Genomic DNA, 25,797 nt, shown 5'->3' on the forward strand with positions numbered 1-25,797 from the left:
ACAGACCCTACAGGATAAAACGATCAAAGTGATACCACTCCAGGGGGTGAGCACGAAGTTGCTCTTCAAGTAAATCAGCGTACTGCTGTGCAGCCTTCTGGATAGTTCTTTTCCGTTCCGATCTCTGCTCACAATGAATATAGAGAGGATCGGCAAGACTGAACTGATAGCTGTTTTTTCCGGTACGAAAACTGTAAAAGCAAAAGATAGGGGCACCGGATACCATGGCAAAAATGTAGGGAGCTTCAGGAACTCTGGCCCTGCCGCCGAGGAAATCAACCTCCATACTGCGCTGATCTCCGCGCCAGACGATATCCCCGGTCATGGAGATAAGACCGCCATCCTGCAGCAAACGAATCCCCTCAACGGCATCAAAGGGGGAGCCGCCGTCCCGTGGAGCCCCGATTATCCGCACTCCGGAATCCTGGAGCTGCTCCTTCTGGAGTCCTTCCACTCCTTCCTTTTCCTTCACTCCCATATAGAGAAGAAGCTTCAACGTCTCTTCCTGCTGCTGCAGGAGCTGGGCTGCTATCTCCCAGTTCCCAAGGTGAGACATCAGCAGAATGGCACCTTTTTCACCTACCACGGCCTCCAGCTTTTCCCAGCCATCCGATGTAAAGGTCGTTTTCTGACCATGGTTTGCCAGGAAACGATCATAATGAATGGTAGTGAAATTCTGATACTGGCGAAAGGTGCAGAGGCTGTGAAAGAAACCACTTTTCCGGGGATAGAGAAGACCATAGAACCTACGGCTCTCCTTTGCGTTTTCTGAGAAAAGAAAATACCCCGCAGCGATGGATCTGGATACGACGACAAAGAGCCAGGAACCACAGATTCTGGTCATTGTCTCAAGAAATCCGTACCAGAAACCCTTCATTTTTGTTTCCAGGAGGCAGAAAAAATCCGTTTACAGATCAACCTGCTAAATGTGGCACTGTTCCGTAAAAAATCTTTCCAGGGGTGAAAATGGGAAATGCGCTCCTTCCCTTTCTGGTAAATAACCTGGACCGGAGTTTCAACAACCGGGATCCCCATGCGATGAGCAGTGACCAGTACTTCAACCTCAAACTGGAAACGTCTGGCACGGACATCCAGTTCAAGAATTTCAGGGAGCGGGTAGAGCCTGAATCCTGACTGGGAGTCACTTATTCGCGGCCCACCGGACAACCACACCCAGAAGTTTGAAAACCCCCTCCCGAACCGAGATGTCCACGGAACATTTATCCCATCCATTCCCTGCCTCGATCCGACCACAATGGGACGGTCTTCCCCCTTTACCACAGCAAGGAGATTTTCTATATCTTCAGCTTTGTGCTGTCCGTCTGCGTCGAGTGTGACCGCCCAGTCAAAAGAGTCCTTAGCCGAGAAAAAGCCTGTTCGTAATGCCGCGCCCTTTCCCATGTTCCGCGGGTGGGTCAGCACCGTAATCCCCTTTATGGAAGAGAGCGTTTCAGCAGTCTGATCCGTTGATCCATCATCTACAACAATGACCGGGTAGCCAAGAGCCGCAGTCTCCCGCACCACATCACTGATACGCGTCCCGTGGTTATAGGCCGGAATGACGATGACAACTGCATCACGATTCAACACCCGGCACCTCTCTTTGTTGCAAAGGCGATGCTCCAGGTGCCAGGACCCATATGAACGCCTGAAGTGAGAGATAGGGGAACGAGCAGAATCTCCGCCTTTGGGACCTCCTCCCGTATCTGCGGCTCCACGACACTTTCCAGCCATTCCCTGTTATCCGTATACTGCAGCAGCACCAGCAGAGCAGATTCTTTATGATTCGATGCGCCAAGCCGCTTCTTTGCAAAATCCAACTGGGCCTCAGCATTTCGAACCACACCAACCTTGGCAACCCCTTCAAAACCAGGAGTGATGACAGGTTTCATCTGCAGAAGATCCCCAAAAAATCCCTTTGCTCTGGAAACACGCCCACCGGACACCAGATATTTCAGTTCATGGATAAAAACGTACTCTTCCGCTTTCCTGGTGAGTTTTTCTGCATAGTCCACCACTGCATCGACACCAGCACCTCCCTCTGCAAAGCGGGCCGTCAGAAGAGCGATTACGGCTAATCGTCCAGAAGCGGCACCGCTATCAAGAACCATAAACCGATCATCTGAATCGTTATTTTTCTTCCACTCTCTGGCAGTGACAAAATTTCCGGTGAAGGCAGAACCGGTACTGAGATAGAGCACTTTTTCATACTGCTGGATCGCTGCCCGATAGTGAAGATGCCGTTCATGGCTTGATGCCTGGGCAGTGCTGACACGTGCTCCCCCCCTCATCAGAGTATAGAGTTGTTCAGGGAAGAAAAGGCTCTCCGGCAGGGCCTGATCTCCGGCAACTATATAACTGTCGAGAAGGATAATTCCGTGACCACGGGCAAGTGTCAAAGGAATGGAGCCTGCTGCATCGCTCATAATCCTGATACGGTTTGCAACAAAGGATTTCTGCCTACCCGCCGTAATCATAGGGTCCATGGCCTCATCCGACCAGTTCACAAGATCTCCCAGCAGGGAGAGATTACCGCGTAATGTCTCCGGATCCCGGGTGTGGATATGCAGTTTCACTCCGGCGCCATCCTGGACAACCACGGCACTGTTTCCCAGATTTGCTATCTTTTCTGTAAGATCATCCCCTGTTCCGCTGGTTGCAAGTAATGCCTCAACGCAATACTCACCGCTTGCCTGGGGATAATAAGAAGCGTCGATGGAAAGGGTATCACCAAAGAGTTCAACCACCGGGCTTAATTCTGTTTTCTGTCCGCTCAATTCCTGAAAAAATCCATCAAAAAAGAGAAACATCCCCAAAGCCCCGGAATCAACAACTCCCGCTTCGGAAAGCTCCGCCAGTTGCTCTCTTGTACCCAACACCGTACCTTGCAGCTGTGTTCTGATTTTCAACCAGTCACAATCAGTTGGGTTTTCCTCATCGAGCAACAGACAGAGGCTGTCAAAAACAGCAAGCATGGTGCCGGGTCTGGGATCCGCTATGGCCTGCCAGGCCTTCTCCCTGCCTCTTTTTGCCTGCTGGACCAACCCGGCACCATTGGGATTGAGAAATTCACAAAAGAATGCCACTGCAATATTACCCGAGTTACCACGGCCACTGGAGGCAAGACGAGCAACAGCAGCTGCCATATCTGTAGCACATTCCCGCAGAGGAGAAAGACTGAGACGCAGATTTGCCCCGGTATCACCGTCTGCCACGGGAAAGACATTAATACGGTCAAGAAGCTCGGCCCATACGGCCAGATTTTCATATCCGGCTATGGCGGCTGCAACACTGTTAGAGGCAAATATAGAATCTTTCATTCATCGCGTAGGTTTACTGTAGCTGGGTCACATTCTAATAGCTGATATTGGAGTGCAACACCTTATCAGAGAAGGTGACAAAGATGCAATCACAACCTGCGGATATGCCCGACACCGAGATCCCACTCTCCTTCCCCAAAAAGGTAATCCACGGTTCCAGGACGCAGAGCGTTAGTTAACAGGCAACAGGATTTAAGAAAGGAGGAAACACAAGGGATTCTGGAATTCTGACACTACAGAGATGTGAAAAGTTTACAGATTGCCTCCCTGTCATATTTACCGTTTGGCATAACAGGAATTGCAGAGACAACCCTGATACGTTTTGGCATGGCGGCGGGTTCCAGACCACCGGTCAGGACTTTTTTCAGATTATCGAGGTCAAGCCCTTCACCACGAACAAGCGCTGCAATCAGGTTTCCCCGCCCCCCTTTATCAGCCAGGGAAACGACCACACATTCCTGTACAGCGGCTTGACTTTGTATAAAATCACGAACCTCGTCAATATCTACCCGGACACCACCTACCTTGGTTATAGCGTCCGCTCTGCCATGCAAAGAGAAGCCGGCTGCTCCCTCCTGCTGTACCCGATCTCCAGAAAGAAAAAAGCCATCTCCATTTACTGGTAGATCAGGAGAGAGAAAAGGGGACTGAACATAGAGGCGCTCTTCCGCTATCCGCCAGATGACCGGCTCAAGCGGAGTAAAAAATTTCTGACCAACGGACCTGTCACGACTGGCAAGTCCTCCTGTTTCCGTGGAGCCATAGACTTCCACCACTCCGATATCATTGGATGCTGAAAACTCGAGGCTGTCTGTTTCCTCAAGCATTCCGGCAGAAGAAAAGGCCACTCTGAGAGATGTTCCAACACTCCTTCCCCTTAAAACACGGTAGTGGGCAGGAACACTGACCAGAACGGTTGCCGAGTTCTGCTCCACAGCTTCAGTAATTTCCGCGGGGAAAGAGGGCGTTTCAGCAAGAACGGCAGCGGAAGAAACAAGAGGGATTACAATGGAAAACAAAAGACCGTAAATATGATAGGGGCTGACAGTTGACAGGATAATATCCTGATTAGTAATCTGGTATCTGGAGGCCATAAACCAGGCTTCACCAAAGATATTGCCTGCTGTTTTTGACCAGATTTTCGGGCTTCCGGTGGAACCACCCGTAAATATCCGGAGGAGCTCTGCATCTTCTGAAATGTTTTTAACAGGAAGTGAAACAGTGCCTCCCTTTCTTTCGGAGGAAATACACTGTATATCAGGTAAAAACTCCCGTTCCACATCGACTACCGCGCTGGTAAAGCCGGTAACTTGACGCATCTGTTCCAGAGCACTTTCTGAAAAACTATGGGGCAGAACCAGTATTTTTCCGCTTGCCATTGCTGCAAGGAGGGCAGCGGCAATCACAGATCTTTCTTCTGCAGCAAGGCAGATGGGGACCTCACTTCCCATCTCAACAAAGGCAGCGTACAAACGGCCAGCCATGGTATAAACATCTTCCCGACTGTCTTTTTGGTACAAAAAAGGCTGCTGCGGATCAACGGGAGCCTGTAACAGTTTTTCCAGCAAGCCTTCAATGTCAGCCCCGCTATACAGGCTCTTCATATCAGGTGAGATCCCGTCCAAAGGCCTGTTCCGCCATCTCCCTGTTGCGAGGCTGGAACGTTCCATCTTCCATTTCCTTACTCACAACCTGTTTAAAGAGCTTGAACATCTTCAGTTCCTGCGGTTCGTCCTGGTAAAATGTATTCCAGGCCAGATCAAGCAGATCCTGCAGTTTCCCAGGGCTCATCTGTTTTGGCTGATAGACGACCTTATCTGCAGAAAAGTCGTTCCAGTCTCTGGAAAGAATACGCCCCTGCTGCTCAAGTTCCTTGTATGCCTTAGTATGAGGGAAGGGGGTCAACACCGTAAATTCGGCAAGATCAAGCTCTATATCGAGAAGAAAATCTATTAATTCCTTGATATAGTCCTCGCTGTGGCTGTCGAGCCCAAGAAGGATAGTCCCTTCAACGCCTATACCGTGATCATGGTAGCGCTTAATCCGTTCACGAATATAATCAGAGGTATCAAATACCGCCTGATACACATACCAGGCTCCGGCCTGGGCAGCCAGATCAAGAATCTCCGGTTTATCTTCAATGGGGTGGGAACACCACTTCTTCTTCAGAGGGATCATTTCCCGAAACAGATCTTTCTCCCACTGGCTGTTCTGGGCCAGCGAGTTATCCACAACAAACATACGATTGTTATCAATCCCGGCCATCTCAGCAACGGCCTGATCAATGGGCCGGGGCCTGAAATCCCGGCCGCCAAGATAGGAAACGGCGCAGGGGTAGCAGTTAAAACGACAACCTCTGGAAGCATGCACCAGATCAACCATCTGCACGCCTTTATAGTTATAGAGTTTTCTATTGAGGATATCTCGACGGGCAGGGCCCACAAGACCAATATCAGGACGATCATTCATATAATCGTAACAGGGTTTCAGAGTACCATTCCTGAAATCAGCCATGACCTGTTCCATCCGACTTTCAGCCTCACCCAGGAATACAGAATCGGCGTGTTTCATGGTCTCTTCAGCATGAAGCATGGTGGCAATACCGCCAAAAATCACCTTGATACCTTTTTTACGAAAGGTATCACCAATCTCCCAGCCCCGCTTCACCTGGACGGTGAGCATCATGGATATTCCAACCATATCGACCTCTTCGTCAAAATCGATCTCCTCCAGATTTTCGTCAACAAAATCTATATCGACATAGTCCGGTAAGGTGGCGGCAAAAACAACGGGGCCGTGTGGTGGAAGGTGAAATTCCGTCTGTCTGGAAAGTTTGGCCCATTTAGGATAAATCAGTTTGAATTTCATTTTTATATTTTTGAATTTTATATTTTATCGGCACTTATCAGTTTCATATCTAAAGTGTAACCCCGGATTCCATGAGCTTTGAGTTGGATTTTCTCAGGAATCATTGCACCAGCAACCAGATGATATTCTTCCATCCAAATGGACCGGGTTCTTTTGCGACTGCTATCATACACATTCACCCCTCTACTTCCATTTAATTCGATCAGGACATCAGACAGATGGCCACTTTCATCAACATACCTGCAGAGAGTTCCTTCATGGACAGACTCTCCTGTGGCCACTGCCTCACCCGGAGGAAGCAGGAAAACAGTCTTCACATCACGCATCAAACCAAGAGCAAATTCTGCATTGTCAAAGGGAGGCAAAGCCCTTCTTATATCAAGTTTATTTTCTTTAGCAAGCTCTGCCTCAAAAAGGACAAAGCCTTCAACTCCCATAAGGCCTGTTTTCAATGTCTCCCCATCGAGCACCGTCACCCCGATCACCGTGGCTCCATGGCCGTTTGCCATCTCAAAGCTGATGGAATGGACAAACTGCCACTTTCCTGTGACAAATGTCTGTTTGCAGCGCTCTATTTCCAGCGAATCTACACGTCCCTCAGGGAACTTCGGTGGTGTCAAGCCCTGCATCATTGAACAGGATGAAAACACAAACAGCATCAGCCACAGGGAAAGGGTTTTCATGGCCTGGTAAAAACCGTTGTTGGAATCTGCTCGTTTAAGACCCCTTCTGAAAAAACCATCCGGGTAAAAGACCCCGGCCCCTCAAAGAGAGTTACCGATTCCATCAGTCCCGAACTGCCAAGCAGTTTTAACTCAATGCGAGCGATGATTTTCACAAGCGCCTCATCCCGAGGAGTGAGGATAATCAGATCATTTTCGTGACTCTGCACTTGAAAGGTTGGGGTATCCGTGATCTGCCCGTCGAGCCAGCTGGTGATCTCCTCCAGAACAATCTGCATGGAATCCACGCCCATCCCCTGCTCCTCAGTAAACTGCCCGTCATGTTGAATAAATTTACGGGTGTCTCCATCGTGCATAAGCAGCACCGTATGAATTGGAGAGAAATACTCCCAGCGCAGTGAATCTGGTGCCTGAAACACAAAGTGGCCCGTTGAGATAATGGGGCGGGCAAGGATTGGAAGTTGTTTTTCCTGGGTAAAATCCGCGTGCACGGATTCCACACGTACACTCTCCCCTTCAGCCTCCTGCGCCTGTCCGGAAACAGTACAGAAGCAGAACAGTAAAAGAGTCAATAGATACTTCATCAACACATCCCGCCATTCACGGAAAGGATCTGTCCGGTCATATACGAGGCAGCGTCGGAACAGAGGAAAGCCACTACCTTTGCAACCTCTTCCGGCCTGCCGATACGAGCCATGGGAATAAGTGTTTTTATATGATCCTTGGGGGCATCAGCTATCATATCCGTTTCTATAAGGCCTGGCGCCACCACGTTGACCCGGATGCCAAGACGTGCGACCTCCGAAGCCACAACCCTGCTGGCGGCATTCAGTCCAGCTTTTGCCGCTGAATAGTTGGCCTGCCCACGGTTGGGAAGCATCGATGATGCCGAAGAAATCGAGACGATGGAACCACTTCTTGCCCGTACCATTTTCTCAATAACAGGCCGGGTCATATTGTAAAATCCATTGAGACTGGTATCGATAACCGCCTGCCAGCTCTCACGGTCCATCATCATAAAGAGCCCGTCTTTTATGATTCCGGCATTGTTAACAAGGACATCAATGCGGCCGAGCCTTTCTGCAATATCGTTTACTACTTCCTCAACCCTGTCAGCTTCACGGATATCAAAACCGTAGATTTCGCCAACGCCACCACTTTCCGTTACCAGCTGAAGGGTTTTTTCGGCAGCTTCAAGGTCCGATCGATAATTGATCACAGTGTAATATCCAGCCCCTGCAAGTTCCACGGCAATGGCCCGACCAATTCCCCTGGCAGCACCCGTAACGATTGCAACCTGTTTGTCTCTTTCTTCTTTCATAGCTTTTCTACTCTATTCGTTTTTTAGACCTGAAATAATTGCAGGGTTACTTCTCCAATCAGGGTTCCATCCATATGGAGAACGGCAGACACCTCACGAAGCTTATCGTACACATGGCTGTTTTCTGAGCGGGTCAGCACCGTCTTTCCAAGGGGAATGCACTCTACATAAAAGTGTGCCCGTTTAATTCCCACAAGCCATCCCATCTTACTGGAATCCTCACCATGATCCTTTATTCGAGACAGTCCGTTACAGACCCCAGCCGTTTGAGCCGCAAGCTCCACCAGTAGCAGTGGCTGTACGCCACCGTTGTCCATTAAGGGAAAGGACGCTTTTATCAATGATGCTGTCAGCGCATGATGCTCATCCATTTCGAGAATGTCGTCGATCAGCAGCATGGTGCCACGATGCGGAAGCAGATCTTCGATGGTATAATCAAATAATTGCGTCGGGTTTCGTTCCATTCTTTTCCACAATTTGACGTATTTTTTTTGGGCCACATTGATTATGGTCACTCTAAACGGACGGCACAGCAACCGGAACAGTTCCCATATGTGTATTATGGATATACTCAACATCATACGGAAAATCTATTCTTTTAGATATTCTGTTTTTTCGCAATTCTTTTCTTCATAGAGGTACGGTGAAAATGATAGTCTTCATGTATGCTCCTGAGACAGAAGTCATCCGAAAGACTTCACTCGCCCCCTCTCCGCCTTCTGTAAAGCTGTACCTGACAGCCTGCAGCTAAATCGAAGACGGGCCGGGGCAGAACAAAAACAGCTTTTCCATCAGTACGATTGCTGACCGAAGATAATCAAAGAAACCTCTATACGTTGTGGCAGGCAGTGTAAGCATTTCTGTAACATACTATAATCCAATGAAATATTGGATGCTTCCCTGGATTCTTTTGATGTTGCTGCTTTGAGGGGGATATTATAGGGTGTTTTCAATGGTCTTGAGTAATTTGTGAGTGGATTATACTTCTTGCCATTTTTTCTACAGGAGCTTGCAAGAGGTGGAAGGCCACAGAAGCCACCCGGCAGTGCTGCTTTCAGCTCACGTTGGGATGCTAATTGGAAGGCTGGAAGCGTGATTTCTACTCGATACCTTCCTGACCAATAAGTGGATAGTGCTATCACTATCACACCCTTCAACACGGGAATAATTATACACTGACAGGATCTTATATGACCCAATTATCGTTTAAGCATTATGGATCAAAAAAAGACTTTAAAAAAATCTACCTGATAGCCCCAAAACATCCTGACAACTTCTGGTCCATGCAGGGAACAGCTGATATTCTGGGGGCTAAGACCCTTATGCCGAATTCAGCTCTGGCCACATTGATGGCCCTGACGCCACCAGGGGTAAATATACAGTATACACTTGGGGATGAAAATATTTCTGCCGTCGATTTTGATTTCAGCTGCGACCTCGCAGTTATAACCGGAGGAACGCTTCATGCAGCACGAATTCATGAACTCTGCAGCGAGTTCAAGAAAAGAGGAACGAGGATAGCCCTCGGGGGCACATATGCCTCCATTGAGGCTGACAGGTGTGGAGGGTTGGCGGACCATCTCTTTATTGGAGAGGCTGAATATACCTGGCCACTTTTTCTCAAACAATGGACAGCAGGGAATGCTCTGGAAATCAACAGGCAGGAACACTACATCGACTTAAAAGACAGTCCTGCTCCCGACTGGTCCCTGATTCGTGTTGAGGACTATGTCAACATCAGTATTCAGACAAGCAGGGGATGTCCGAATCAATGTGATTTCTGTGATGTTATCCAGTATGTGGGGAGGCAGTATCGAACAAAATCCATAGACCAGATCCTGCAGGAACTGCAAAATGCCGTGGATATCGGTGCCAGAACAGTTTTCTTTTCAGATGATAACTTTCTCGGCAATAAAAGGTTTACCAAAGAACTTCTCAGCAAGGTTATAGAGTGGAATGTTCAGCAGACGAGACCCCTCTCATTTTCAACACAGATCACCGTTCAGGTTGCCGACGATGATGAGTTGCTGCAAATGTTTGCAGATGCACGTTTTTCTGTCCTGTTTCTCGGAGTGGAAACTGTCAGGAAAGAGAGCCTTGCCGAGGTACACAAAAGCCAGAATGCAGAAAAAGATATTTTTGAACGCATTCGAAGAATATCCCGTTTTGGCATAGTCCCCTTTATTGGTCTTATCGTTGGTTTTGACAATGACGATGAAGGAATTTTTGAAGATTTGGAGCATTTTCTGGTGGAAACAGACAGTCCCATTGCCGGTATCAGTCTGCTCAATGCACCCCGCCATACGCCTTTATACAAAAGGTTGAAGGAAGAAGGGCGATTGACAGAAAAGAATTTCTCAGGAGAGTGGCAGCTGCACACAAATATTGTTCCAAAACAGATGACTATCGAACGGATGAGTCTCCTGTACTGGGATCTCTTTCAAAAAATTTACCAACCAGAATTGTTCGAAGACAGATTTGTAAAATGGCTGAGGAATGTTGATTATTTCAGTACGATTTATGTAAACAAGAAGAGTGACCCCAGGCAGCTACTGCTTGGAGTTAAAATTTTCAAACATTTTATTTTTAATGACGATCGCCGTGTACGTGCTCTTTTCTTCAGAATACTGAAGAAAACCTGGCAGATTAATCCGAAGCTGGTAAAGAGATTTTTCACTGTTATTACCCAGTACAGCCATTTTTACAGTTTTGTGAACTGTAAACAAGTGAAATAAAAAAAATCAACACTATCCAGTTAGTGCCTGTCACGATTCATAACCTGACACCAGACATTGGGAATTACCAACATGACAATGCCGCGGATGACCAGAAGGAGTTGAAAAAACTATATACCTGTAAGAAGTCACGTTATGCCAAAGGCTCCGCAGGGGCCGTCTTTTTAACTTGTCGTATTGATGTTTATATTATAATCTTTCTTTAATGGTTCGGTTGAAACTGAAGTGGGTTGTGACCTTTTGGTTCTTGCTGCCGAGAGAGGGAATTACCTGTTTTTTTTGGGCTGTACCATTCTCCTGGAAAGCAAATCCCTATAACCCTTGCAGCAGGTTACAATATGGGAGTCTTCAAATTTGGATCAATCAACAAAAGCCTGGCAATTCTTTTGCTGGTAACCATCCTGCCCACGCTGACTATTCTCCTCTATTCGGGCCTGGAGCAGCGGAGCCGTTCCATAGAAGACGCCAAAGAAGCCGTTTTTCTTCTGACCCACAGTATGGCAGGAGTCCAGAAGGATATCACCCATAACGTCCGACAAACCCTTTTCACCTTGTCCCTGCTTCCTGAAGTCCAGAGATTAAACGGTCAGGCAAGCAATGAAATCTTCCAGACGATCCTCAAAAAAAATCCGTTATTCATCAACATCGTCCTAACAGATTTAAAAGGAAAGGTTATAACCAGCGGGAAAGCTCTGAAAAAGCCAGGAAGCATTGCTGACTGTAAACATTTTAAAGAGACTCTGGCAAGCAAGGCCTTTGCCACGGGAGAATTTGTCTATACCCGCACAGGGGAACCAAGGCCTGCATTTACCTATGCCTATCCGGTCCTGGCCGAAGATAACAGCCTGATAGCAGTGCTGGCAACAGCTATCCAACTGGACCACCTGGATGTCTTTTATAAAGACCTGAATCTGGATAAAAAATCTTTTATATCTGTAACCGACCATCGAGGTATCCGGCTTTTTTATTACCCCGCAGCCGAGGAGACCAATCCCGTGGGCAGCCAGATCAAGCCCTTTTCTCTGGAACAGTCTAGAAAAACTCCTTCGTTTGGCAGGTTCACCGGAACAGGCTCCGATGGTGCCCGGCGTGTATTCGCCTTTGAAAACATCCGCCTTGCTACCGATCTCCCATCCTACATGACGGTGTGGGCAGGCATACCGGAAGCATCGGTTCTGGCTAAGACCAATGCTGCATTATCGAGAAACCTTATCTTTTTCTTCCTGAGCGCATTCTGCTCAATTCTTCTCTTCTGGCTCGTCGGTAAAAAAGTACTGCTTGCGCCAATTGCCGGCCTTATGGCCCTCACCAGGGAGTACAGCGCAGGAAATCTGGAGGCACGCTCTAAGCAGGACACCGGCCCACGTGAATTTATTGATCTGACAGAGGCCTTTTATACCATGGCCGCAGCACTTTCCAGCAATCAACAATCCCTCCAGGAAAAGGAAGACCGCTTCCGTGGCGTCTTTAACAGCATGAGCAGCGGAGTCGCTATTTATGAGGTAGTGGGGAATGGAGAAGGTTTTATCTTCAAAGATATCAATCCCGCCGGTGCCAGGAGTTCTCAACTCAGCCATGACAACATCATAGGCAAGCGTGTACGTGAAGTTTTCCCGGCAGTGAGGGACATCGGACTGTTTTCAGTATTTCAGCGGGTCTGGCAGGCAGGGAGAGCAGAACACCACCCGGCCACCCTCTACAGCGACGACCGGATAACGCTTTGGGTTGAGAATCATGTCTTTAAACTGCCGTCAGGAGAAATTGTCTCCGTCTATGATGACATCACAGAGCGTAAGCAGTTTGAAGAAGGGCTCAGGGAGAGTGAAGAAAAGTTCCGTGCCCTGATCAACCAGGCCACGGATTCGATCTATGTCCTTGATATGGAGGCTAACATCATTCTAGCCAACAGGCAGGCCTGCAAAAGCACCGGATATAGCGAGACGGAACTGCTCCAGTTAACCATTGCGGATATAGATCCATATTTTATAACGCGTAAAGACAAGGATATACTTTGGAAGGAACTTGTACCAGGCGAAAAACAGGTTATTGAATCGCACCTTCGCGCCAAAGACGGCACGATGATTCCCGTTGAAGTTCACCTTGGTCTCATTGAGGTGAACAACAAAAAATCCATCCTCGGTATAGTACGGGATATCACTGCACGCCTGGAGTTTGAAAGATCACTGCGCCGGAGCAAAGAAGAGTGGGAAAGCACTTTTGATGCCATGGGTGACATTATCACTATTCAGGATAAAGAGATGCGCATCCTGAAGGGAAACAAGACCTTTTACGATACGTTCGAAGGGAACCCCGACACCCTGAACGGCAGGTACTGCTACGAAGTCTTCCGGGGACGCAGTCAGCCATGCCCCAATTGTCCCGAACTCTCTACCCCTGCTGGCAAGCACATTCACAGTGGTGAAATCTTTCACAAGACTCTTGATAAAATTTTTCATGTATCCAGTTATCCCATCCAAAATGGAACGGGAGAGCTTGATCGTCTTGTCCACATAGCCAGAGACATCACCGAACAGAAACGTATTCAGGAGGATCTCTTTCAATCGCACAAAATGGAGGCCGTCGGTACCCTGGCCGGAGGTATTGCCCATGATTTTAATAATATTCTTTCTGCCATCATGGGCGCTGCGCAATTGGTCAAAAGGGAACTTCCCGAGAAGAGCCCTGCCCTGCAGGATATTGATACCGTTCTCCAGTCTGGAAGGCGGGCAGCAGATCTTATCAGACAAATTCTTACCTTCAGCCGCAAAAAAGAGCATAAACTGCAATCCCTGGCCCCCCATCCTATTATCAAAGAAGCCCTGCAGATGCTGCGTTCTTCTCTTCCAAGCACCATTGAAATAGAGGAGGAGATCGACAGGGAATGCGGAGCTATCACTGCAGATCCCACGAGTATTCACCAGATTATTGTCAATCTCTGTACCAATGCCCTGCATGCCATCGATCAGCAGAAAGGCAAGATCACGGTCAGGTTGTACCGTGAAGATCTCAATTTGCAGGACACAGAGGCACACCCTGATGTCTCTGCCGGTCCCTTTGTTGTCCTTTCCGTCAGTGACACAGGGCATGGCATGGATGAAACAACCATGCAGAAGGTCTTTGAACCCTACTTTACGACCAAGGAAATCGGCAAGGGTTCCGGCATCGGTCTTTCGGTTCTCCACGGCATAGTCCAGGACTACAAAGGATTTATCAACGTTGAAAGTACACTGGGCAAAGGCAGTACCTTCCGGGTATATCTGCCCCTTACCGACAAAACGGCCATCTCCACTAGTGACGAGCAGCAGCCAGTCCAGTTAACTGAAACAGGGAGCGGACGAATTCTTGTTGTCGATGACGAGGAATTTCTTGTCAGGATAAATAAAAGACGCCTGGAATCTGTTGGATACACCGTCACGACTGCTACGGACAGTACCGAAGCACTGAAAATGTTCCGTGCCCACCCTGAAACATTTGATCTGCTTATCACAGACCAGACCATGCCAAAATTGAGCGGTGCTGAACTGGCCTCTGAGATATTGAAAATAAGACCAGATCTGCCTGTAATCATGTCCACCGGACACAGTGACGTCGTCTCTGAAGAAAAAGCTCTTGAAATGGGTATTACAAAATATGTGCAGAAACCTATTCAGGGCAACGAACTCCTTGAAGCTGCCCAGGAATTATTGGGAAGATAAAAAGGTATTCGTTTCCCAACCTGATTACCATCGAAACTCAGCTTTGCAACCCGGAGTTGTTCCGTGTCGATTATATGGGACGCCATAAACCCATCTCTGGGGGCTCTGCTGCGGCCGTCCAGGCCGCAGATGCCCATATAATCAACACGAAATAACTCCTCCTCAAACGGGTAGGCTGAGGATGAGTAGTAATCAGGTTTCCCAATACCAACAAAGGGTCACGCAAAGACTTGCCTCCAACATTTATTCAAAATTTGAAACAGTTTGCAAAAAGAATGGCAGGAAACTATTCTTTTAGATATACTCTCGACAATTATATAAATTTGCTGACATTTTGTTTCCAGTTGAACCTTACACACCCAAAAATAATCATGGATGAGCTGACAAACGACCTGAAAAAGAAATTAATCGAAGTCCTGAACCTCACAGATATAACGCCTGAAGAAATCGATGAAAATGAGCAGCTTGTGGGCGGTGATTTAGGGATCGACTCCATTGATGTCCTTGAAATGGTAGTTATGGTTGAAAAAGAATATGGGGTAGTCATCAACAACAAGGATATTGGAGAGAAGGTCTTTTCCACCCTCGCAGCACTCACCGATTACATTCGTGAGAATTCTCCCACGTTAGCTTCCTGAGTAACAAGAATCTTGAGTAGTAAAAAAAAAACAGTTTATATTGCAGGCATTGGTATCATCAGTCCCCTTGGTTGCGGAGCTGATGATACGGAACAGTCTCTTCTAAAGAACATTTCTGCGATTGCACCCCTGAGTGCAGACATCTTTTCCATTCGCACCCCTCCCCCTCTTCTGGTGGGGCAGGTCACAAATCTTACTGAATCGCCCCTTCCCCGAACACATCGTTTAACAATTGCCGCTGCACAACAGGCAATGAAAGGACAGTCGCAGCCACCTGATGCTGTAATACTTGGAACAACCACGGGAGGAATTCTCACTACAGAAAACCTGCTTATTGAGAGTGAAAAGGATCCTCTGAAATACAGACACCACGGACTCACCACGGTGGCTGAAGAACTCGCAGATGCCCTCCACTGCACGGGTCCCGCACTCACTGTCTCCACTGCCTGTTCCTCGGGGAGCGTTGCCATCTCCATGGCTTGTAAAATGCTGCAGTCTGGTGAGGCGGAATGGGTGCTGGCAGGAGGAGCTGATTCCCTTTGCAGGCTGACCTACTTTGGATTTCATTCTCTTCAGCTGGTGGACCCCGAGGGCAGCAGACCACTGGATAAAGACAGAAAAGGAATGTCCGTTGCCGAGGGAGCGGGACTGCTCCTGCTCACCACCGTAAAGCCCGAGCAACCCATGGGCCAGATTCTTGGCTGTGGACTGACCTGTGACGCCCACCACCCTGCGGCGCCTCATCCAGAGGGAAAAGGCGCCTTCCAGGCCATACGCAATGCTATCAACTCTGCGGGAATTAATGCCCGCGCAATCGATTACATCAACCTTCACGGAACAGGTACTCCGGATAACGACTTGGCAGAATCGAAGGCAATACGGGCAGTCTTTGCCAATCCCCCGCCCCTCTCATCTATCAAAGGAGCGACGGGGCACAGTCTGGCCGCATCCGGTGCTATAGAAGCTGTTATTGCCGCAATCTGTATACAGGAGGGATTTCTGCCGGGTAACACCGGACACAGAACCCCGGACCCGGAATTGCATATAAGGCCCATTATGTCGCCTGTAAGTCAACCAGTCTCAATAATCCTCTCCAACTCCTTTGGATTTGGGGGAAATAATGCGTGCCTCCTTTTCTCAAAGAATGGAACAGTCACCGCACCCTCCATTGCTTCTGAACACGCCCCCTTAACCATAGTCGGAAAGGCTTGTATCACAGGAGTTGGCCATACCCGGAGCAGTCTGGAAACATTCTCCAAACTGGCAGTTATTGGTGGCACTCTTGACAGTAAAATCATCTCAGAGAACCTTCCAGCACGAAAGGTACGACGCCTGAAACGCTTTTCACGAATTGCCCTCGCCCTGGCCGCTGCTGCCCTTGAGGATTCCGGTCTCAAGGAATCACCCCAGTCCGTTTTTATGGGAAGTGGCTGGGGCGCACTTTCCGAGACCTATGATTTTATAGATAAACTGCAAAGCAGTGACGAAAAGTTCCCCAGCCCCATAGACTTTGTAGGTTCCGTTCACAACAGTGCTGCCGGACAGATTGCCATCATGCATGGGGCAAGGGGTGCGAATATCACCAGTAGTGGTGGTGACCATTCTTTTGAGCAGGCACTGCTTGCCGCAGACTCCTTTCTTGACGAAGATTCACCGTCCGCTTTCGTACTTGCTGTCGATGAGTTCCACAAACAGTTCTCACCGCTGTTTGATCCATCGATCACAACTGATACGTCCCCTGCTGATGGGGGGGGAGGGTTTTACCTCCTCAGACAGGCCGTCCCCGGAAGGGTCTCCGTTCAACTCAAGTGTTACCAGAAACAGACAGAAGATATACTGGAGTCGCTTGTTGCAGGTCTTGGTGGCACCGAATCACTGCAAAACGACTGCGGAATGATACTTGCCGGAATCCCCGCAGCCGTCGCCCACCAGGGAGAAGAACAGCTGCATCAGTTTATGGAGAAAACCGGGCTTGACATTCCGGTTATTCATTACAGGATGTTTACCGGAGAATTTGCCTCAGCTTCCAGTGTTGCTGCGGTTATAGCCGCACAACTTCTGGAAGACGGTGTTGTCGATTCCAGCAAGAAAATCCTGGTACTGGGTTTTGGGAAATACGTCACTGCCATGGAATTCGCCATTCAATGAACGTCCTGCTCATCTCACCCAATACCCTCACCGTTCCCTATCCGGTATATCCCATTGGCCTTGATTATGTGGCCGGTTCCTTATCAACCAGGCATCAGGTTCAGATTGCAGATCTCAATATCCTGGGACATGATGCGCTTGGGCAAATGATAGGCGATTTTTCTCCGGATATTATAGGATTATCAATCCGTAACATTGACAACACCGAATCAGGCAATCCACTTTTTTTTATCAGCGAGCACAAAAAGCTTGTGGATTGGCTGCGAACCCAAAGTGACGCCCCCATTGTCGGTGGCGGCGCTGGGTTCACCATCCTTCCCCGTGAAATCTTCGACGCCCTTGAACTTGATTACGGCATTATAGGAGAGGGGGAACGCCTGGGAGAACTGCTTGAGGCACTTGAAAACAAGGGGCCACTCTCCAACATTCCTGGCCTGCTCACGAGCTCACATCCCGCTATTCCTGCCGCGCCCTGGGGGGGAATCCTGCAAAGACAACCAGCACGGAATGCCCATTCACAGTTCTATCTCGATTATGGCGGAATGCTTAACCTGCAGACAAAACGGGGCTGTTCTTTCCGCTGCATCTACTGCCCCTACCCCCATATTGAAGGAAAAAAACATCGTCTTGTTGATCCCGAAACTGTTGCCCATATGGCCCTTTCACTTCAGGAAAATGGCGCAAAATACATTTTCATCACCGACTCCGCCTTCAATTCAGATGTCAGCCACAGCCTCAGTGTAGCGGAGTCCCTTAAACGCAATGGCCTTTCAATCCCATGGGGGGGATTTTTTGCCCCCATTAAACTCCCGGATGATTATTTCACCCGGATGAAAGAGTGCGGCCTGAAACATGTCGAATTCGGCACGGAATCCCTCTCTCAAACAATGCTTAAGACCTACCGCAAACCCTTCACCCCCAAAGACGTTATCAGTGCCCATAATCAGGCCGTTGCTGCCGGACTCCACGCAGCCCATTATTTTCTGCTTGGTGGCCCAGGGGAGACCGTGACAACGGTGGACGAAACACTGAATTGTATAGAACATCTAAAAAAAACGGTACTCTTCTTTTTCACCGGCATCAGGATCTACCCTCATACCAGACTCTACGACATTGCTCTTGAGGAGGGGAAAATCAGCAAAAACACCAGTCTCCTGGAACCCTTCTATTATGAAAGTAATGCCATCAGTCATGGGGAAATAGAAAAACAGGTCTCAGAGCGCGGCAAAGAACGGATCAACTGGATCGTTGGATCCGGAGGAAAAAAGTCAGCCGAAACAGTGAGCAAGATGCATAAACGTGGGTTCACCGGGCCTCTCTGGGAGTTTTTGATCCGTTGATAATACAGAGTCCGCTATTTTCCTGAAACAACAATGGAACATTTGAATTTTTTGACCATTCTTGGTAGAAACATCTGATGTTTACATAAACAGATCAACTGAGCACTACTATGTGGTATTCGTATATTTCGATAGGACATGATGGAGAGAATGCAGTGCTTGCCCGGGTGACTACGGATGCTGCGTCGCCCTGGTTTGCAGGGCATTTTCCAGAAGACCCTATTTTACCGGGCATTGCCCAGATAAATATGGTAACTGAAACCATTGCAAGGGTTTTAAAGAAAAATCTATCGCTACAAAGTGTTGCCCGTATTAAATTTAAAAAGCTTGTCCGGCCCGGCGATATCCTTGATATCCACGCCATGGCAGGAAAAAAAGAAAACCACTATTCTTTCAGTATCACCAGCATGGAAGAAGATGTCTGCTCCGGCAGACTGGTGCTGGCCCCAAAAAAGGAGCAATAAAGAAACATGACAACCGATACACATCAGGCAATCACCCGTATTGCTGAAATAATCATCAATGAACTGAAGCTTGAAGATGTTACCCCTGAAACCTTTGATGCCGACCTTGATCTTGTGGATGAGATCGGGATTGACTCCATGGATCTTGCCACCATCGCCCTGGTCCTCCGTGATGAATATGGGATCAGAATCGATGAAGATGACTACCCGAAACTGACCACCGTGCGCATTATTGCTGAGTACATCACTACAAAACTGGCAGAAAAAGAGTAACCAGGCAGGAACAGAGCATGGAAAACGCAAAGGACATAACGGAGTATAAATTTTCCGATATTATCGCATCCCCCTCTATCAAAGAGCGCTTTGAAAAGGTACGCAAATATTTTTTTCTCCGTGAATCCACCTACGACATGAGCAATCGCTGCAATCTCCGTTGCGAAGGCTGTTATTATTATGCCGGAGAGACCGAGAAACAGTTCGCCGAAGAGAATCTCAACCCGGCCGACTGGCAGCAGCTCATGGAGGCCGAGAAAGAACGTGGCATTACCTTTGTGGTGCTCGCCGGAGCCGAGCCATCCTACGTCCCCGAACTCTGTAAAACATGTTATGACACTATTCCCCTGGGCTGCATTGCCAGCAATGGTCTGATGCCCCTGGCCAAAGAAATCGATTATCGCATCCATATTTCTGTCTGGGGAAATGACAAAACCAGCCTTGAAATCAGAAAGGCCAAGAATATGCTGGTCCGGCAGATGGAAAATTACCAGGGAGACTCAAGGGCTATCTGGGTTTACACCTTTACCCCCGTCAATATTGACCAGGCCCGGGAAGTGACGGAAACACTGGCTGCAAACAATCATCAGATTACCTTCAACATGTTTTCTGCCCCCACTGACTACAATGGGCATCTTCGCCACACCCCGCAAACGCTGGCCCATACCCGTGCTGTCATGAGTGAGCTTTTGGCCGAATTTCCGGAAACTGTTGTATTCTCCCCTTATAATATCGTGGCCCATACCCATGAACAGGGACTCCATTCCCTCTTTTCCTGCTCTTACCCGCGCATGAACCCATCAACCGCCATCGGGCTTGGGAGGTCGTTCCGTCAGTACCGTACCGACCTGCAGTGGGATCGAGCTGCTGCATGCTGCGTGCCGGACACGGACTGTGATGATTGCCGCCACTATGCTGCTGGAAGTGCCGTGGTTACAGCCAGGATGTATCGCCATGCAACTACCCCGCAGCATTTTTCCGCCTGGCTCGACTATGTGGATACCTATCTTGCAGTGTGGGTGAAAGGCTACGATAAAGGCGAAAACCTTTGTAAAGAAATGATTGAACCTCCAGAACAGAGTTGAAAAATATGAAAACAGTCAGTTCCCTCCTCGATCCTCAATGGTACGAGCGCTATAAAAAAATATCCAGACTCAATATCCGCAGCTCCATCTACGATGTAACGGATCGCTGCAATCTTCGCTGTAAAGGCTGCTTCTTCTTTTCGTCCGGTGAGCACGAACGTGCCGCAGAAGAAAAGGATATAGACAAATGGCATGACTTTGTGGAAAAGGAGATGGATCGCGGCGTAAATCTAGCCATCCTTATCGGTGGTGAGCCCACACTCTGCATGGACAGAATTGAAGCATTTTACAAACGACTGCCCACCTTTTGTGCAACCAACGGACTCATCAAGGTTCCCCGTGATCGGTTCCCTGATATGATGGTTGGCCTCTCCCTCTGGGGTGATGCTGAGGACGAAATTGCCCTTCGCGGTCAGGACACCTTCAAAATTACCAGTGCCAACTATGGAGGTGATCCCCATGCCTACTATCTCTACACCATCACCCCGAAACAGCTGGGGAAAACCGGAAAGATAATTCAGAAGGTTCAGGATATCGGACTGAAGGTTCATATGCAGTTGCTTTCCAACGATGAGGATGTCAATGGATTTTCATGGAAACCTGAAGAACTGCTGGACATCCGCCAGGAGATGGATGCCATGCTTGATGCTTACCCCAATACGGTGGTCTCATCAAAATATTACCATGAAGTTATCACCACCGGAAAGATGCTGGGCCGAACATTTGGCTGGTCGGAATGTCCGTCGGTAACCATTTTACGTGACAATCGGGATCCGCAACCCAAGCGGCTCACAAACTTTATCCGCTATGCATCGGATCTTAAAACAGTCCACCGCTGCTGCACTTCTGAAACCCGTGACTGCTCCACCTGTAAAGATGGTGCGGCCCATATGAGCTGGGTAATGGTCAATAAACGTGCCCACATCAAAACAACGAAGGATCTGCAGAATTGGATTGAAGTGTACGAGATGTTTGCAAAATTATACCAGTTTATTCCCTGGTAGTGTTCCGTAGGATTTCATGGGAAACAAAACCCCGGTCATCATTGGCTACGATGCCATTTCCGCACTCGGCAACGATCTTGAGCTGCAGTGGCAGGATGCCCTGGCTGGAAAAAGCGGTATCGGCCCTCTCTCCCGCTTCCCCCTGAAAGATGATTTTCCCGTTCGCATCGCTGGGCAGGTTCCTGATTTTGAGGATACGGACAAGAAGTACCCCTTTCTCACAGCCAGACATCAGGCTAGCTGGAGTTCCCCGGTTTTTAAATACGGAATGCTCTCCGTTGCCAGAGCGCTCGAATCTTCCGGTCTTGAAATAACCCCGGAACTTGCCCCACGGGTAGCTGTTACCTACAGCTCAGCGGTGGGTGGTCTCGATGCCGTCTTACATGCGGACAGACGACTCCAGGCTGAAAACAAACTCCCCCATCCCTACGCAAATCCCAACTCCTGTATCAATATGATTGGCGGTAAAATCGCCATCCTGACCGGAGCCCAGGGACCCATTGTAACCCCGGTCACCGCCTGTGCCACCGGCCTCACTTCCATGCTCACAGGAGCTATGTTCCTGGCCCAGGGCCGGGCGGACGTTGCCATCTGCGGGGCCGTTGATTTTGCTCTTGTTGAGCCCATTGTCGCAGGCTTTTACACCATGAACGGTGTCTACATCCCAAAGGAAGGCAATGAAGATGAAGCACCGGAACGTGCCAGCCGTCCCTTTTCCCGCAACCGGCGCGGGTTTATTATCTCAGAGGGTGCTGGAGCTGTGATTCTGGCCACCCCTGAATTCGCCAGAAATCATGGCCTGGGGTTCAGCATTGAGCTCAGCGGATGGGGAATGACCTCGGATGCCCACCATTTTGTAGCGCCTAACTTTGCAACCGTCAGGCAGTGCATGCAGAATGCCATGGATGATGCCGGTATCAGTCCTGCTGAGATAGCGGTAATTAACGCCCATGCCGCATCAACAAAGGTTGGTGACAAGGTGGAATATGATGCCATCACAGCACTCTTTGGTAAAAACACACCTCCGGTGACTGCCAACAAATCACTCATCGGCCATCCCATGGGGGCATCGAGCGTTATAGAGTCCATTTTCAGCTTTCAGGGTATGCGTGATGGCGTACTTCCGCCCACTATTAACTACCTGCCAGACCCCGAGATTGTTATTGACTGTGTCGCAAACGAAAAACGAAAACTTGAACAGGAGTTTGTTCTGAAAAACTCTTTCGGCTTTGGCGGCTGTAACAGTTGTGCCATATTTAAACGGATACACTAAGAATACAAGATATGAGAGCACCACTTAACAGACGGGTTTTTGTAGCCGGATATGCGGCGGCAACCCCACTCGGAAATACCTTTGAGAAGACCTGGGCCGCTGCAATACAGGGAAAGGCAGCTTTCCGCCGTGTAACACGGTGCGAAACCGAAAGCCGCTCCAACGTGGTTGGTGAAATCCCGGACTGGGATCCATCACTTCTCCCCTATGTGAACCGTAAAGAAGCCTCTATCTGGAACGCAGATTACATTTTCCTCACCATGGAGATGTGCAGGCAGGCCCTGGAAAATGCCGGTCTTGAAATGACTGAGGAGACCGGTCCAAGAACGGCATGCATGATAGGTTCTGCACTCAACGGCACCGATTCCTACCGGATTGCCATGGATAACTATGTCAACCGTGGCCCGTTCAAGGTAAGCCCCTATCTCCTTCCAAACGTATGCGCCAATCTGCCAGCCGGAAAAGCAGGAATGCTGCTCAATTTCACCGGCCCTATCTTCTCTCCACAGGGCGCCTGCGCCTCGGGCAACCACGCAATCGCCATCGGCTCGAGAATGATACGGGATGGTGATTGTGACTTTGTCCTCGCCGGTGGAGTCGAAACCTGCATAATCCCCGAAATCATCCAGGGATTCTCCAATATGCTTGCCACCATTAAAGTAGGCCATAAAGATCGTGCCTACGATGATCCGACTCAGGCCTCACGCCCCTTCAGTTTGGATCGCAAGGGATTTGTCCTCTCCGAGGGCGCCGGGGTACTTCTTCTTGCTGCAGAAGACAAAATTGAATCACTTGGACTTAGCAAAAAAGCTGAAGTTGCAGGGGTCGGCTGGACCTCAGATGCGAAACACTTCACCCGGCCAAACCGGGAAACAATCGTCCGGGCAATCCACGACGCCATTTACGATGCCGAAATCAGTCCACAGGATATCGGCAGCATCAACGCCCACGGCACATCCACTCCGACCGGCGATGCCACTGAGGTTGAGTGCATGCGTGAGGTGTTCGGTAAAGAAATCAGTAAAATTCCGGTTACAGCCAACAAATCACAGGTTGGACACAGTCTGGGGGCATCGGCTGCCATTGAGGCAGCACTTTCTATTGAAGCGATGAGCCAATCCATACTCCTGCCCACGGTCAATCATATTCCCGATCCGGCCTTTGCAGATATTGATGTCGTTCCGAGTCAAACCCGTAAGCACTCCTACGAACATATACTTTCCAACTCATTCGGCTTTGGTGGAACCAATTGCTGTATAGTCTTTAAAGGAATCTGAGTACCATGCGACCAAAGCCATTTATCCCCGAGCTTCTCCCTCAGCACCCCAATCATGTAAAAGATAGGAACAGTGGTCTGATCTGGCACAAAAGCGAAATGCGTACCCTCTATGTGGATACTGACAGGTCCCAGGTTGTTTACCATGCCAACTATCTGCGATATTTTGAATTTGGCCGGGCAGAACTTATGCGGGGGGCCAACTATCCCTACAAGAAGATCGAAGAAAGTGGCTACGTCTATCCCATCATCAAGACTGAACTCAACTATTTCACCCCGCTCTTCTATGACGATCTCATGTATATCCACACCCGGCCTTCCAGCATCGAACTGGTTAAACTGCAGTTTGACTATCTGATCACCCGGGCGTCAGACGGTGAGATTATCTGTACCGGTTTCACCAAGCATTGCGCAATCAACAGTGACGGAATTCCGGTCAAGATCGATGAGAAAACAATCAAACTCTGGGAAAGTTTTCCAACAGAATAATGACAAGCCGTCAAGCTGTTCACATTCCCGTTCATCCCTGGTTCAAAGATCATCATTTTAATGGACAGACAATTTTACCGGCGGTTGAGAGCATGCTTCTCCTTGCTGAAGTTGCTAAGAAAATACAACCTGACATTCAGATATGTACGATGACAGAGGCACATTTTTCCAAATTTCTGCCCATCCCCGCAAACGCAACGGAGTTATCAGTCCTGGTGGAGATTGATGCAGGTGAAGAGGTACTTCGCCTCAAGCTGCTCAGTAAAATGCAACTCAAAAAAATCAGCAGAATTAAAGAGCATGCCGAGCTATGCTTTCCTCTAAAAGAACCTACCATAGAGACTGTTACGCAAAACAGTGCAACGGACAGCCATATTGAAATAGGAGCCGATAGAATCTATAGAGAACTTGTTCCCTTCGGTCCAAGTTACCGCAGCCTTACAGGGACATTGCAGATATGCGGCAATACCGCCTGTGGTACCCTCCAGGCCCCAACACTTACACACCAGCATGTGATGGAAAAGGATATAGGATCTCCTTTTCCACTTGATGGTGCCATGCACGCCGCCTGCGTACTGGGACAATGCCTTGCAGATTTTGTCCCTTTCCCCGTCGGCTTTGCCACACGCTGCATTCACAGCCCAACACGGGCGGGTCAGCAGTACAGCACCACAGTACTTGCCCGGTCAGTAACAAAAGATGAACTGCTCTTTGATTTATCTATTTTTGATACAAAGGGAAATATCTGCGAAACGATCAGAGGATTGCGGATGCGCGATGTGAGCCGAGGGACAATCAGGTCTCCCCTGGATTTACCCAGGCAGAAAGTTTCTCAACCATAACCCGACTGAGCCAGCGAAAAAAGATTATGGTATATTTTGCACCTGAAAAATACATCCCAAGCCCGAAGACAGGAAAAGACAGGCCATAGGCCAGCGGCCCACCAATAACTGCGAGTAGAGGTTCATTAAATTTTATGGCCAGTACTCCCAGAACGGCAACGGCTGGCCAGCCCAGGAGAGATCCTAGAATAATTAACAGAACACCAGTAATGACCTCCAGAGAAGGTTTTTCTTTAAATGGTGTAAGATCTGCCTGCTCCTCAATGGCAATCCGTACAAACTCGATATCGGCAATTTTTTGTATGAGCTTTTTCATGATTTTCCATACTCACATCTTCCACAA

23 protein-coding genes are annotated in these 25,797 nt (G+C 48.8%); 13 read left to right on the forward strand and 10 right to left on the reverse strand.

Annotated elements, in window-relative coordinates:
• Window positions 1-7: 7 nt before the first annotated feature.
• The 9 genes from UWK_RS00635 to UWK_RS00675 all read right to left on the reverse strand — a co-directional run bounded on the left by UWK_RS00635 (window position 8) and on the right by UWK_RS00675 (window position 8,656).
• Window positions 8-877 (reverse strand): lysophospholipid acyltransferase family protein, encoded by an 870-nt coding sequence (locus UWK_RS00635; protein ID WP_015402411.1) that lies wholly within the window; start codon window positions 875-877, stop codon window positions 8-10.
• A complete protein-coding gene (locus tag UWK_RS00640; RefSeq protein ID WP_015402412.1) occupies window positions 874-1,590 on the reverse strand; it encodes a glycosyltransferase family 2 protein in 717 nt (238 codons plus the stop codon). Before UWK_RS00640 ends, UWK_RS00635 begins: the two co-directional genes overlap by 4 nt.
• The gene (locus UWK_RS00645) at window positions 1,584-3,320 is read right to left on the reverse strand and encodes a DegV family protein (protein ID WP_015402413.1); all 1,737 of its coding nucleotides are present in this window, start codon (window positions 3,318-3,320) and stop codon (window positions 1,584-1,586) included. Before UWK_RS00645 ends, UWK_RS00640 begins: the two co-directional genes overlap by 7 nt.
• A 233-nt stretch (window positions 3,321-3,553) precedes the next feature.
• Complete coding sequence (locus UWK_RS00650; protein ID WP_083907148.1) at window positions 3,554-4,990, reverse strand: AMP-binding protein; 1,437 nt, start codon at window positions 4,988-4,990, stop codon at window positions 3,554-3,556.
• Window positions 4,926-6,188 (reverse strand): B12-binding domain-containing radical SAM protein, encoded by a 1,263-nt coding sequence (locus UWK_RS00655; protein ID WP_015402415.1) that lies wholly within the window; start codon window positions 6,186-6,188, stop codon window positions 4,926-4,928. Before UWK_RS00655 ends, UWK_RS00650 begins: the two co-directional genes overlap by 65 nt.
• A 17-nt stretch (window positions 6,189-6,205) precedes the next feature.
• Entirely contained in the window at window positions 6,206-6,871 is a 666-nt protein-coding gene (locus UWK_RS00660) for a hypothetical protein (protein WP_015402416.1), read from the reverse strand.
• Window positions 6,868-7,455, reverse strand: a complete 588-nt coding sequence (locus UWK_RS00665; RefSeq protein ID WP_015402417.1) for an outer membrane lipoprotein carrier protein LolA — start codon at window positions 7,453-7,455, stop codon at window positions 6,868-6,870. Before UWK_RS00665 ends, UWK_RS00660 begins: the two co-directional genes overlap by 4 nt.
• Complete coding sequence (gene fabG / locus UWK_RS00670; protein ID WP_015402418.1) at window positions 7,455-8,192, reverse strand: 3-oxoacyl-ACP reductase FabG; 738 nt, start codon at window positions 8,190-8,192, stop codon at window positions 7,455-7,457. The genes UWK_RS00665 and fabG overlap by 1 nt, the downstream gene beginning before the upstream one ends.
• Before the next feature lie 23 nt (window positions 8,193-8,215).
• Window positions 8,216-8,656 (reverse strand): hypothetical protein, encoded by a 441-nt coding sequence (locus tag UWK_RS00675; RefSeq protein ID WP_015402419.1) that lies wholly within the window; start codon window positions 8,654-8,656, stop codon window positions 8,216-8,218.
• A 726-nt stretch (window positions 8,657-9,382) separates the two neighbouring features.
• Between UWK_RS00675 and UWK_RS00680 the strand changes: the two genes are divergently transcribed.
• The 13 genes from UWK_RS00680 to UWK_RS00740 all read left to right on the forward strand — a co-directional run bounded on the left by UWK_RS00680 (window position 9,383) and on the right by UWK_RS00740 (window position 25,454).
• Window positions 9,383-10,927 carry a radical SAM protein gene (locus UWK_RS00680; protein ID WP_015402420.1) on the forward strand — a complete coding sequence of 515 codons (1,545 nt, stop codon included), beginning with the start codon at window positions 9,383-9,385 and terminating at the stop codon, window positions 10,925-10,927.
• A gap of 338 nt (window positions 10,928-11,265) precedes the next feature.
• On the forward strand, window positions 11,266-14,622 hold the full coding sequence (locus tag UWK_RS18000) for a PAS domain S-box protein (protein ID WP_015402421.1): 3,357 nt from the start codon (window positions 11,266-11,268) through the stop codon (window positions 14,620-14,622).
• Between the two features lie 371 nt (window positions 14,623-14,993).
• Window positions 14,994-15,260, forward strand: coding sequence for a phosphopantetheine-binding protein (locus UWK_RS00690; protein ID WP_041916502.1), 267 nt, complete (start codon window positions 14,994-14,996; stop codon window positions 15,258-15,260).
• A 12-nt stretch (window positions 15,261-15,272) separates the two neighbouring features.
• Window positions 15,273-17,408, forward strand: a complete 2,136-nt coding sequence (locus UWK_RS00695) for a beta-ketoacyl-[acyl-carrier-protein] synthase family protein (RefSeq protein WP_015402423.1) — start codon at window positions 15,273-15,275, stop codon at window positions 17,406-17,408.
• On the forward strand, window positions 17,405-18,748 hold the full coding sequence (locus tag UWK_RS00700) for a lipid biosynthesis B12-binding/radical SAM protein (protein ID WP_015402424.1): 1,344 nt from the start codon (window positions 17,405-17,407) through the stop codon (window positions 18,746-18,748). The genes UWK_RS00695 and UWK_RS00700 overlap by 4 nt, the downstream gene beginning before the upstream one ends.
• A 110-nt stretch (window positions 18,749-18,858) precedes the next feature.
• Window positions 18,859-19,212, forward strand: coding sequence for an ApeI family dehydratase (locus UWK_RS00705; protein WP_015402425.1), 354 nt, complete (start codon window positions 18,859-18,861; stop codon window positions 19,210-19,212).
• A gap of 6 nt (window positions 19,213-19,218) precedes the next feature.
• A complete protein-coding gene (locus tag UWK_RS00710) occupies window positions 19,219-19,485 on the forward strand; it encodes an acyl carrier protein (RefSeq protein WP_015402426.1) in 267 nt (88 codons plus the stop codon).
• A 17-nt stretch (window positions 19,486-19,502) separates the two neighbouring features.
• Window positions 19,503-20,570, forward strand: coding sequence for a radical SAM protein (locus UWK_RS00715; protein ID WP_015402427.1), 1,068 nt, complete (start codon window positions 19,503-19,505; stop codon window positions 20,568-20,570).
• 5 nt (window positions 20,571-20,575) lie between these two features.
• The gene (locus UWK_RS00720; RefSeq protein WP_015402428.1) at window positions 20,576-21,574 is read left to right on the forward strand and encodes a radical SAM protein; all 999 of its coding nucleotides are present in this window, start codon (window positions 20,576-20,578) and stop codon (window positions 21,572-21,574) included.
• A 16-nt stretch (window positions 21,575-21,590) separates the two neighbouring features.
• Complete coding sequence (locus UWK_RS00725) at window positions 21,591-22,847, forward strand: beta-ketoacyl-[acyl-carrier-protein] synthase family protein (RefSeq protein WP_015402429.1); 1,257 nt, start codon at window positions 21,591-21,593, stop codon at window positions 22,845-22,847.
• An 11-nt stretch (window positions 22,848-22,858) separates the two neighbouring features.
• Window positions 22,859-24,124 carry a beta-ketoacyl-[acyl-carrier-protein] synthase family protein gene (locus UWK_RS00730; RefSeq protein ID WP_015402430.1) on the forward strand — a complete coding sequence of 422 codons (1,266 nt, stop codon included), beginning with the start codon at window positions 22,859-22,861 and terminating at the stop codon, window positions 24,122-24,124.
• Between the two features lie 5 nt (window positions 24,125-24,129).
• Window positions 24,130-24,612, forward strand: a complete 483-nt coding sequence (locus UWK_RS00735; protein WP_015402431.1) for an acyl-CoA thioesterase — start codon at window positions 24,130-24,132, stop codon at window positions 24,610-24,612.
• Window positions 24,612-25,454, forward strand: a complete 843-nt coding sequence (locus tag UWK_RS00740; RefSeq protein WP_015402432.1) for a polyketide synthase dehydratase domain-containing protein — start codon at window positions 24,612-24,614, stop codon at window positions 25,452-25,454. Before UWK_RS00735 ends, UWK_RS00740 begins: the two co-directional genes overlap by 1 nt.
• Here the strand turns inward: UWK_RS00740 and UWK_RS00745 are convergent.
• Window positions 25,408-25,770, reverse strand: coding sequence for a hypothetical protein (locus tag UWK_RS00745; RefSeq protein WP_015402433.1), 363 nt, complete (start codon window positions 25,768-25,770; stop codon window positions 25,408-25,410). The two genes, UWK_RS00740 and UWK_RS00745, sit on opposite strands and share 47 nt — an antisense overlap.
• Between the last annotated feature and the right edge of the window lie 27 nt (window positions 25,771-25,797).

It is taken from the genome of Desulfocapsa sulfexigens DSM 10523, assembly GCF_000341395.1.
Classification (GTDB): domain Bacteria; phylum Desulfobacterota; class Desulfobulbia; order Desulfobulbales; family Desulfocapsaceae; genus Desulfocapsa; species Desulfocapsa sulfexigens.